This is a genomic window from Mycobacterium sp., from assembly GCF_050701675.1.
In the GTDB taxonomy this organism is placed as follows: Bacteria; Actinomycetota; Actinomycetes; order Mycobacteriales; family Mycobacteriaceae; genus Mycobacterium.
The window spans coordinates 1-10839 of sequence record NZ_JBOGDD010000306.1; the positions used below are offsets into that span (position 1 = coordinate 1).

General features: G+C 66.7%; 11 protein-coding genes and 1 pseudogene. 9 read left to right on the forward strand and 3 right to left on the reverse strand.

The window, feature by feature from the left end:
- From ACRDUX_RS09025 to sigJ, 9 genes are all read left to right on the forward strand, one after another.
- A partial coding sequence (locus ACRDUX_RS09025) for a gamma-glutamyltransferase (RefSeq protein ID WP_526413073.1) occupies positions 1–404 on the forward strand: 404 nt, incomplete at its 5' end.
- 192 nt (positions 405–596) lie between these two features.
- Positions 597–1184, forward strand: coding sequence for a type II toxin-antitoxin system RelB family anti-toxin (gene relB, locus ACRDUX_RS09030; protein ID WP_526413075.1), 588 nt, complete (start codon positions 597–599; stop codon positions 1182–1184).
- Positions 1185–1228: 44 nt separating this feature from the next.
- Positions 1229–2350, forward strand: coding sequence for an ABC transporter substrate-binding protein (locus ACRDUX_RS09035; RefSeq protein WP_526413077.1), 1122 nt, complete (start codon positions 1229–1231; stop codon positions 2348–2350).
- A 15-nt stretch (positions 2351–2365) separates the two neighbouring features.
- Positions 2366–3262 carry an ABC transporter permease gene (locus tag ACRDUX_RS09040; protein ID WP_526413079.1) on the forward strand — a complete coding sequence of 299 codons (897 nt, stop codon included), beginning with the start codon at positions 2366–2368 and terminating at the stop codon, positions 3260–3262.
- Positions 3262–4059 (forward strand): ABC transporter permease, encoded by a 798-nt coding sequence (locus ACRDUX_RS09045; RefSeq protein ID WP_526413081.1) that lies wholly within the window; start codon positions 3262–3264, stop codon positions 4057–4059. Before ACRDUX_RS09040 ends, ACRDUX_RS09045 begins: the two co-directional genes overlap by 1 nt.
- Positions 4049–5179, forward strand: a complete 1131-nt coding sequence (locus ACRDUX_RS09050; protein WP_526413083.1) for an ABC transporter ATP-binding protein — start codon at positions 4049–4051, stop codon at positions 5177–5179. The genes ACRDUX_RS09045 and ACRDUX_RS09050 overlap by 11 nt, the downstream gene beginning before the upstream one ends.
- Complete coding sequence (locus ACRDUX_RS09055; protein ID WP_526413085.1) at positions 5166–6584, forward strand: NAD(P)/FAD-dependent oxidoreductase; 1419 nt, start codon at positions 5166–5168, stop codon at positions 6582–6584. Before ACRDUX_RS09050 ends, ACRDUX_RS09055 begins: the two co-directional genes overlap by 14 nt.
- Positions 6585–6622: 38 nt before the next feature.
- On the forward strand, positions 6623–6982 hold the full coding sequence (locus tag ACRDUX_RS09060; protein ID WP_526413087.1) for a cupin domain-containing protein: 360 nt from the start codon (positions 6623–6625) through the stop codon (positions 6980–6982).
- A gap of 82 nt (positions 6983–7064) precedes the next feature.
- Positions 7065–7970, forward strand: a complete 906-nt coding sequence (sigJ, locus tag ACRDUX_RS09065; protein ID WP_526413089.1) for an RNA polymerase sigma factor SigJ — start codon at positions 7065–7067, stop codon at positions 7968–7970.
- Here the strand turns inward: sigJ and ACRDUX_RS09070 are convergent.
- The 3 genes and pseudogenes from ACRDUX_RS09070 to ACRDUX_RS09080 form a co-directional block, all read right to left on the reverse strand.
- Positions 7967–8575 (reverse strand): annotated as a pseudogene (locus tag ACRDUX_RS09070) (carboxymuconolactone decarboxylase family protein); the annotation flags it as partial. The gene sigJ and the pseudogene ACRDUX_RS09070 overlap by 4 nt on opposite strands.
- 402 nt (positions 8576–8977) lie before the next feature.
- Positions 8978–9763: a succinate dehydrogenase/fumarate reductase iron-sulfur subunit gene (locus ACRDUX_RS09075; protein WP_526413091.1), complete on the reverse strand. Its 786-nt coding sequence runs from the start codon at positions 9761–9763 to the stop codon at positions 8978–8980.
- Positions 9764–9765: 2 nt separating this feature from the next.
- A partial coding sequence (locus ACRDUX_RS09080; RefSeq protein WP_526413093.1) for an FAD-binding protein occupies positions 9766–10839 on the reverse strand: 1074 nt, incomplete at its 5' end.

Here is a 10839-nt window from a genome sequence, read left to right on the forward strand (position 1 = left end):
CGCTAATGCCGGTGATAACGACGCAGAACGGCGCAGTCCGTCACGTCCTGGCGACGATGGGCGGACAGGGCCAGCCACAGATCCTGGCCCAGGTGCTGCTGCGCATGCTGGACGGGGCCACGGCCGCAGACGCCGTCGCCGCGCCGCGAGCCGTCGCGGGTCCGCAGGAGTACGGCTGCACGGCCGACTCCGTCGTCGTCGAGACGGACGTCGATCCCGCTGCCGCAACGTCTCTCGCCGCGTCGGGCCTCGCGGTCGTCGAAGTTCCCAGACACACCGAGGGGCTGGGGCAGGCCAACGTGGTCCAGGTGGGCCGCGACGGTCAGTTCACCGCGGCGGCAGATCCGCGCGCCGACGGTTCGGCCGTCGTCGTGCAGTACGCCCGTCACCACCGGAGCGAGTAGTGGCGATCGCAGTCACAGGCCTGCCCAGGTGGAACGCTGGTTGAGGGGTGTGGGCCAAGTCATGTTGAACTCCCCATGTGATCTACGTCTTGCGCCCTGCACGGGATCCGCTTACGGTCGACGATGAAACGAACAAGTTGTTCGCTTAGAACAACTGACCTGTTTGATATCGGCGAACGGAGGGTTCTCCCGATGAGTTCGACCCTGGAACCCGGTGTCGATCCGACCACCGCCGCGGACGCTGCCGTGGGTGGGCGCATTCGTCAGTTCCGGGTCGCGCGCAAGCTCACACTGCGGCATCTCGCCGATCGTGCGCGCATCTCGCCGGGCTTTCTCAGCCAGGTCGAGCGTGGACAGGTCAACGCCAGCGTGAGCACCCTGCGGCGGTTGTCCGAAGAACTGGGGATCACCCTTCCGGATCTGTTCGCCGATGACCACGTCGGCGACGTTCGCATCCTCCGCAAGGCCGACCGTCCGGTCATCGAGGTCTCCGACCTGAGCGCCAAGTACCTGCTGTCCCAGAAACCGCTGCGAAACCTCGAGGTATACGTCGGCGAGCTCGCTCCCGGTGCGAGTGCGGGGGACGCCTACGTACACGGTGACGCGCAAGAGCTCCTCGTCGTCATCTCCGGCGGGCCGACGCTGGAACTCGACGGCAAGACCTACCTCCTCGAGGCCGGAGACAGCGCGGAGTACAGCACCTCGATCCCGCACACCGTCCACAACACCGGTGACGCGTACGCCGAACTGTTCTGGATCGTCAGTCCTCCCACCAACTGAAGACAAGCCACGACCACGCCATCGTTAGATCAAAGGAGATTCGAATGGCCACTTCAACCTTCGTTCGACGCCTGCCCGTCATGCTCGCCGCGTGCGTGCTCGTCACCTCCGCGTGCTCGTCGGGGCCAGCGCCGGGCGTCGCCCTCGCCCTTGGCAGTGGTCCGCCGAAGGCAGGCACGATCAAGGCCGACGCACTCAAGGGTCTGACGCTGACCTTCGTCTCGTACGGTGGCATCTACCAGGATGGCCAGACCAAGGCCGCGGTCGACCCGTTCGCCAAGGCCTCCGGCGCCCGCGTACTGCAGGACGGCCCAACCGAGACCGCCAAGATCAAGACGCAGGTCGAATCCGGCAACGTCACATGGGACGTGATCGACTCGACCAACGTGATCACCGCGCAACACTGCGGCGACCTCTTCCTGCCGATCGACACGAGCATCGTCGACCTCAGCAAGCTTCCGCCTGGCTCCAAGACCGACGACTGCTCGGTACCTGCCATGGGCTACGGGCTCATCGTCGTCTACAACACCAAGAAGTACGGCGCCAACCCGCCCAAGACGTGGGCCGACTTCTTCGACACCACCAAGTTCCCCGGCAAGCGCTCGGTAGAGGGCATCGCGGGCGAGCTCGATCCGGGCGTGCTCGAGGGCGCGCTCCTGGCCGACGGCGTTGCGCCGGACCAGGTTTACCCCATCGATGCACCGCGCGCGCTGCGCAAGCTGTCCAGCATCCGGGACGACATCGTGTTCTGGAACAGCGGAGCGCATGCCCAACAGCTCATCGAGGGCGGTCAGGTCGACATGGCGCTCGTCTGGAGTGGACGCGCCTACTCCGCCGTGAAGAACGGCGCTCCGTTCGCCCCGATGTGGAACCAGTGGATGCCGGAGGCCGACACGATCACGGTGCCCAAGGGTGCCAAGAACCCCCAGGCTTCCATGGCGCTGATCAACTACTACCTGGGCGCCGAACAACAGGCCAAGCTCTCCGAACTGACGTCGTACAGCCCCATCAACGTCGATGCGAAGCCGCAGCTCGACGACCTGGCCAAGAGCTATCTGACCACCTCAGCGGAGCGCGGTAAGGACCGCTTCCCGCTCGACGTCGCGTGGTGGGCCAAGAACAACGACGCCATGAACGCGACGTACTCGGATTGGCTTGCCAAGTAAGGAGGTTTCGGACCCATGACCGTAGTCGACGTCTTCTCCGGAGGAGCGGCGCCGCCACGATCACGGACCGAGGCCGCAGGAGCGAAGCGCAGGCGCCGCGGCGCCTACACACTGCTCACCCCCTCGGTGATCCTGGTGATCGGGGTGTTCGCGGTACCGCTGGCGCTGATGCTGTGGCGGGCCTTCACCGATCCCGTCGCGGGGTTCGGCAACTTCGTCTGGTACGTGGGCGACGACGTGCAACGCCGAGTCTTGTTGCGCACCTTCACCACGGGCCTAGAGGTGACCGTGATCTGCCTGGTCCTCGGGTACCCCTACGCCTACGCGATGGTGGCGTTCGGTCCAAGGGTGCGGGCGGTTCTCACGATGCTGGTGCTGGTCCCGTTCTGGACCAGCCTGATGGTCCGCACATTCGCATGGGTGATCCTGTTGCAGGACAACGGCCCCGCGCACGCCGTCCTGAAACTCATCGGTCTCGGGGAGGTCCGACTCATCCGCACCAATCTCGGCGTGGTGATCGGCATGAGTCAGATCCTGTTGCCGTTCATGGTATTACCGCTGTATGCGGTGATGTCGGGTATCGACCGACGGCTGGTGCTGGCCTCGTCGAGCCTGGGTGCGCGTCCGCTGACGTCCTTCGCCCGCGTGTGGGCGCCGCTGACCATGCCGGGGGTGGGCGCCGGCTGTCTGATGGTGTTCATCAGCAGCCTCGGCTTCTACGTCACACCGGCGCTGCTCGGCTCGCCCGACAACGCGCTCATCAGCCAGCAGATCTACGTGCAGGTCAACAGCCTGCTGCAGTGGGGGAAGGGCGCGGCGATGGGTGTGGTCCTGTTGCTCGTCACGTTCGTGGTGCTCGCGGTGCTGATGCTGGTGCTGCGCCGCGGGTCTCGGCAGGAGCACCCCTCGTGATGAGGCGCAGTACGACGTTCTGGCGTGCCCTGCTCCTGGTGTTCTGCGCCGTCGTCGCGCTCTGGCTGGTCGCGCCTTCGCTGATCGTGGTGCCGCTCAGCTTCACCGACCGAGCGTCGTTCAACTTCCCTCCCACCGGTTGGTCAACGCAGTGGTACACCAACTTCTTCACCGATCCGTCGTGGCTCTGGTCGCTGGAGGCCAGCATCCGGGTCGGCCTGCTGGTCGCCGTCGTCGCCACGGTGTGCGGCACGGCGGCGGCGGTGGCGTTCAGTCGGACGCGTTTCTTTGGCGACCAAGGCCTGCGCGCCCTCCTGCTCGCACCGATGATCGTTCCGGTCATCGTGGTGTCGATCGGAATCTACGCAATCTATCTGCGACTGAATCTGCTTGGCACGACGCTGGGTTTCGTCGTCGCGCACAGCGTGCTCGCCCTGCCGTTCGTGATCATCCCGGTGAGCGCCAGCCTGCAGGGTTTCGATCGTCGACTCGAGGACGCCGCGGCCATCTGCGGGGCGCGTCGGTGGGCGACGTTCCGCACCGTCACGCTGCCGCTGGTGGCCCCCGGTGTTTTGTCGGGTGCGCTGTTCGCATTCGCCACCAGCTTCGACGAGGTCGTGCTGTCGCTGTTCATTCAGAGTCCGTACCTGCAGACGCTGCCGGTCCGGATGTACTCCTCGGTCACCCGCGACACCGATCCCACGATCGCGGCGGCCGCCACCGTGATCCTGGCGCTCACGACAGCGCTGACCATCATTGCCAGCATCTTCACGATCAGGAGAAGCCGTGTCCGATGATCGCGCGCCGCATGGCGCATCCATCACGATGCGGGGGCTGACCAAGCGATACGACTCGGTCACCGCCGTCGACTCCATCGACCTCGACGCCCGACCGGGGGAGTTCCTCACCCTCCTCGGGCCCAGCGGTTCCGGTAAGACCACCACGCTCAACATGATCGCCGGCTTCGTCGACGTCACCGAGGGTGAGCTGCAGATCGACGGCAGACCGGTTACGGATCTGCCGCCGTACCGGCGCAACATCGGCATGGTGTTCCAGCAGTACGCGCTCTTTCCGCACATGACGGTGACCGACAACGTCGAATATCCGTTGCGACAGCGCAAGATGGCAAGGGCCGAGCGCAGGGAGAAGGTGGCGGCCGCCCTGCGGACCGTCGGTCTCGAGGACTACGGAAGGCGCATGCCCAAGGCGCTGTCCGGCGGCCAACAGCAACGCGTCGCGCTCGCGAGGGCCATGGTCTACGAACCTCGCGTGCTGCTCATGGACGAGCCCCTCGGTGCATTGGACAAGAAGCTGCGTGATTCGCTTCAACTCGAAATCAAGCGCATCCACGGTGAACTCGGCACGACGTTCGTCTACGTGACGCACGATCAGGACGAGGCGCTGGTGCTGTCCGACCGCATCGCCGTGTTCAACGATGCGCGCATCGAGCAGGTCGGAACACCCACCGAACTCTACGAACGTCCCGAGAGCATCTTCGTCGCCCGCTTCCTCGGCGAGTCGTCCCTCTTCGGTGGGACGGTCACCGACGGGCGAACGGTAGACGTCGGTGGGCGCCGAATCGTGGCAGGGCGGGGGGATTCGGCGCGCGGTGACACCGTCGCGGTCGTCGTGCGGCCGGAACGGATCCGGTTGGTCGCAGGCGACTCCGAGCCCGATGCGGTCAATGCCGTACCGGGCACCGTGGTCCAGGAGATCTACCTCGGAAACTCCCGCAAGGTCGAGGTCCGGCTGTCCGACGACACCGTGGTGCTGGTCCGCGAGAGTGCGGGCAGCATCACGGCGACCCAACCGGGGCAACGGGTCTGGCTGACGTTCGACCCCGAGAACACGGCGATCCTCGCTGCCGCCCCCGCTGATACCCGAATGAAGGAGCAAGAAGAACATGTCACCCGTTGATCGCACGTCAGGCGGACTTGCCAACGACTTCGTCAATGGAAGTGTGTCGTTCTGGTACCGCTCCGCGGGGTGGCCGGAATCGAGGCCGCCGCTGCCGAACTCCCTCGACGTGGACGTGTGCATCGTCGGCGCCGGTCTGACGGGCCTGTGGTCCGCCTACTACCTCAAGCGCGAACAACCCGACCTGCGAATCGCCATTCTGGAGAAGGAATTCGCGGGGTTTGGAGCTTCCGGCCGCAACGGGGGATGGCTGTCCGCCGAGCTGGCTGGATCGCGTGACGCCTACGCCTCGACACACGGCCACGACGGCGTCGTCACCCTGATGCGGGCGATGCGCGGCGCCGTCGACGAGGTCATCGGCATCGCCGAGGCCGAGGGCATCGAGGCCGACATCGTCAAGGACGGTGTGCTGCACGTCGCGCGAAACGCGGCGCAGCTGGGCCGCCTCCACGAATCGGTCGACTACGAGCGGCGATGGGGCGCCGGACCGGAAGACTTCGTCGTCCTGACCGCAGACGAGTCCAACGCCCGGATCCGGGTTCAGAACGCGGTGGGCGCGATGTTCACCCCGCACTGCGCCCGCGTGCAACCCGCCAAGCTCGTGCAGGGTCTGGCGCGCGTCGTCGAGGGCATGGGCGTGGCGATCTATGAGCAGACGGCGGCGACCAGCATCGAGCACCGCCGCGTGGTGACCGACCGCGGCGACGTGCGCGCACCCGTCATACTCCGTTGCCTGGAGGGATTCACCGCCACCATGCCCGGTCAACGTCGCGAGTGGCTTCCGATGAACTCGTCGATGATCGTCACCGAACCACTACCCGAGTCGGTGCGCGCCGACATCGGCTGGGAGGGTGCGGAACTGCTCGGCGACTACGCGCACGGATACATGTACGCCCAACGCACCGCGGACAACCGGATTGCCCTTGGCGGCAGGGGAATTCCCTACCGCTACGGCTCGTCGCTTGACGATCGGGGAGCCACCCAGCAGTGGACGGTCGAGGCGCTGACGGCTCTGGTGCGCGACATGTTTCCCGCGACCCGCGACGTGCCGATCAGCCACGCGTGGTGCGGCGTGCTCGGCGTGCCCCGCGACTGGACGGCCACCGTGGACTTCGACCGGGCGAGCGGACTCGGCACCGCAGGCGGTTACGTCGGTAGCGGCCTCACGACGACCAACCTGGCCGGCCACACCCTCGCCGACCTCGTCCTCGAACGGGACACCGAACGCACCCGGCTGCCGTGGGTGGGTCGACGTGTTCGCAAGTGGGAACCGGAGCCGTTGCGCTGGCTTGGCGTTCAAGCGATGTACGCGCTGTACCGGACCGCAGACCGGCGCGAGGCCGCCAGGGGGTTGTCGACGACGAGCGGACTGGCACGGTTGGCCAACAAGATCACCGGGCGCTGACCGCAGACCCGTCCGACGACCACCGAACAGGAAGAACGATGACGTCATTACCTGCGGGCGCACACCTGCGCCACGACAACGCGGTCACCGCGGAACTGCCTGCCCCGCAGCCGAAGCCGACGAGCCGCAGCAACCAGGCGGAGGCCACGCTGAACGTGTGGTCGGGTGAGTCGACGCATGCCGGCGTGTGGGAGTGCGGTCCTGGCGAGTTCACCGCGGACCGGTCGAACGAGACCGAGGTGTGTCACATCATTGCGGGCTCGGGCACCGTAGTCGGCGAGGACGGGGTTCGCGCCGACATCGGACCCGGCTCGCTGCTGGTGCTGCCCAAGGGGTGGCGCGGCACGTGGTTCGTCACGGAGACCATCCGCAAGACCTACGTCACCATCGGCGGCTGACCGGCCTACTCGTCGAGCGGGACGACGACCACCGGCGCATCGAGAGGAACAGCCGCTTGGAGGCGGCGACTACCCTGGACGCGTGACTACCGCGCGCGTCGAGGAGTTCGAGGGGCTTCGCTCCCATCTCCTTGCCGTGGCCTACCGGCTCACCGGCACGTTCGCCGACGCCGAGGATGCGGTTCAGGACGCATGGCTGCGCTGGGATGCCCTTGGGTCGCGGCGCGACGAGATCGCCGACCTGCGGGCCTGGCTGACGACCGTCGTCAGCCGAATCGGACTCGACCGGCTCCGGTCGGCTGCGCACCGCCGCGAGACGTACTTCGGGGAGTGGCTTCCCGAACCCGTGGTGGTGCCGCTCGACAGGTCGGACCCGCTGACCGCCGTCGTCGCCGAAGAGGATGCCCGCTTCGCCGCGATGGTGGTGCTCGAACGCCTCACCCCGGATCAGCGGGTGGCCTTCGTCCTGCACGACGGCTTCGCCGTGCCTTTCGGTGAGATCGCCGACGTGCTCGGCATCAGCCCGGTGGCGGCGCGGCAGCTTGGATCGAGGGCCAGGCGGACGGTGGCCGACGCAGAGGCACCGGCACGCGACCCTTCGCACGACGAGGTGGTCGGAAAGCTCATGGCGGCCATGGCAGTCGGCGACGTCCAGGCGGTCGTAGGCCTGCTGCATCCCGACGTGACGTTCACCGGAGACTCGAACCGCAAGGCGCCCACGGCCGCCCGCGTCATCCACGGTCCCGACAAGGTGGCCCGTTTCGTCTTCGGCCTTGCCAAGCGCTACGGGCCCAAGTTCTTCGAGGCGGCCCAGTTGGCGCTCGTCAACGGTGAACTGGGGGTCTTCACGGAGGGCTTCGAGGCCACCGATGAATGGCCCGCGATGCAGCCGCACATTCAGGCGCTGACAGTCCGCGACGGAATGGTCTACGCCATCTGGGACATCGCCAACCCGGACAAGTTCACCGGCTCACCGCTGGGTGCCTAGGCAGGCTGTTCACCGGCCCACGGAACGCGGCACGCGTCGCCTGAGCTGAAACCCTGCTCGGTGATCCCCAGCGCGGTGTTCATCCTGGCGCGCATGTTCTCGATGCCGATCTGGTAGGTCAGCTCCATGACGCCCGCATCGCCGAAGCGGCGCCGCAGATCCGCGACCTGCTCGTCGGTGACCAGGTGCGGGTCGGTGGTCATGGCGTCGGCGTAGGCGATCGCCGCGCGCTCGTCGTCGGTGAACAGCGGCGAGGTCGCGTAGTCGTCGATCTTCTTCAGCCGCTCGACGTCCAGCCCGTCGAGACGGATCAGCATGGCGCCGAAGTCGACGCACCACGAGCAGCCGACGGTGCGGGCGGTCCAGTAGACCGCGAGTTCTCGGACGTCGGCGGGCAGCTTCTTCGAGCCGCGTTCCAGCAGCGTCTCGTGCACGGCGTTGGCGACGAGCAGCGGCATGTGGTTCGCGCCGACGGCGAACGGCACCGGCACCTCGCCGAAGCGGCGCTTGGCGTAGCGGTACATCAGGCGCGCCATCAGTGGTGCCTTCTCGGGGGACAGGGGCTCGATGCGAGGTCGTTGCGTGCTCATATCCGTCAGACGAGACAGCCCCCGAATGTGTGACACCCCCGTTCGCCGCGCCCGCCCCTTCCCACGAGCCCTTCCCCCCGGCGAGTCCCCCTTTCCGCGAGCGTGCGTGTCTGCTCCGCGACACGCCGCTGAGAACGCGAGAAGGCGCACGCTCGCGCCGCCAATCCCGAGTAGTTCTACCGATTAGCGCACGTACCGATCGCCCACGTGGCCACCCTCGTCAGCCGCCCGACCAAGGCGGTCGGCGTCGTAGCGGTACTGGCCGCAATGGCCGCCGTGCCCTGCGTTCCGATCGAGTTCGTGACGTGGCAATTAGCCTTCTGAACTGCCCGCGAGCGTGCACGGATGCACAAATATTCCGGCGTGTCGCGGAGCAGACACGCACGCTCGCGGGGGAAGCGCTCGCGCGGAGGGTGACTAGCGGGCGAACATCAGGGCGCGCTTGACCTCTTGAATTGCCTTGGTCACCTGGATGCCCCTGGGGCACGACTCGGTGCAGTTGAAGGTGGTGCGGCAGCGCCACACCCCGTCGACCTCGTTGAGGATGTCCAGCCGCTCGGCAGCGCCTTCGTCGCGGCTGTCGAAGATGAACCGGTGGGCGTTGACGATGGCGGCGGGCCCGAAGTACGAACCCTCGTTCCAGAACACCGGGCAACTCGTCGTGCAGCATGCGCAGAGGATGCACTTGGTGGTGTCGTCGTAGCGGGCGCGGTCGGTCTGGCTCTGAATGCGTTCCCGCGTCGGTGGATTGCCGCTGGTCATCAGGAACGGCTTCACCGCGCGGAAGGCGTCGAAGAACGGCTCCATGTCGACGACGAGGTCCTTCTCCACGGGCAGCCCGCGAATGGGCTCGATCGTGATCGTCAGCTGCTTGTTGGGCTTCTTCGGCAGCATGTCGCGCATCAGCACCTTGCACGCCAGCCGGTTCACGCCGTTGATGCGCATGGCGTCCGAGCCGCACACACCGTGCGCGCACGATCGACGGAACGTCAGGGTGCCGTCGAGGTACCACTTCGCGTAGTGCAGCAGGTTGAGCAGCCGGTCCGACGGAAGTGCGGGCACCCGGAAGCTCTGGAAGCCCGCCCCGTCCGGATCCTCGGGGTTGAACCGCGCGATCTTCAGCGTGACCATCACGGCGCCCTCGGGTACGGGCGGGATATCGGCGTCGCCCGTAGCGGGCTTGTCGATGACCGGTGCGCTCATCGTCAGTACTTCCGTTCCATCGGCTCATAACGGGTCTGAACCACGGGCTTGTAGTCCAGCCGGATGTCGCTCAGCAAGTCGGCGCCCTGCTTGTACGCCATGGTGTGGCGCATGTAGTTGGTGTCGTCACGGTTCGGATAGTCCTCGCGGGCGTGACCGCCGCGGGACTCCTTGCGATTCAGCGCGCCGACGACGGTGACCTCTGCCAGCTCCAGCAGGAAGCCCAGCTCGATGGCCTCAAGAAGGTCGCTGTTGTACCGCTTGCCCTTGTCCTGCACGGTGATTCGGGCGTACCGCTCCTTCAGTGCGTGGATGTCGGTGAGCGCCTGCTTGAGGGTTTCCTCGGTGCGGAACACGGCTGCGTTGTTGTCCATCGACTGCTGCAGCGCACCGCGGATGTCGGCGACGCGCTCGTTGCCGTGCTCGGAGAGGATGTCGCCGACCCAGTTGGTGACCATGTCGGCGGGAGTCCCCGGCATGTCGACGAAGTCGTGACCCAGTGCGTAAGCCGCGGCGGCGATGCCCGCTCGACGGCCGAACACGTTGATGTCCAGCAGCGAATTGGTGCCAAGCCGGTTGGAACCGTGCACCGACACGCACGCGCACTCACCTGCGGCGTATAGCCCCGGCACGATCGAGTCGTTGTCACGCAGCACCTGGCCGTGCACGGTGGTGGGGATGCCGCCCATGACGTAGTGGCACGTCGGGTACACCGGCACCAGCTCGGTGACGGGGTCGACGCCCAGGTACGTGCGGGCGAATTCGGTGATGTCGGGCAGCTTGGCCTCGAGCACGTCGGCGCCGAGGTGGCGCACGTCGATGTACACGTAGTCCTTGTTGGGGCCCGCGCCGCGGCCTTCGAGCACCTCGAGGACCATCGACCGGGCCACGATGTCGCGGGGCGCGAGGTCGACGATCGTCGGCGCGTAGCGCTCCATGAACCGTTCGCCCTCTCCATTCAGGAGACGACCGCCCTCGCCGCGCACGGCCTCGGAGATCAGGATGCCCAGGCCGGCCAGACCCGTCGGGTGGAACTGGTGGAACTCCATGTCCTCCAAGGGAAGTCCCTTGCGGAA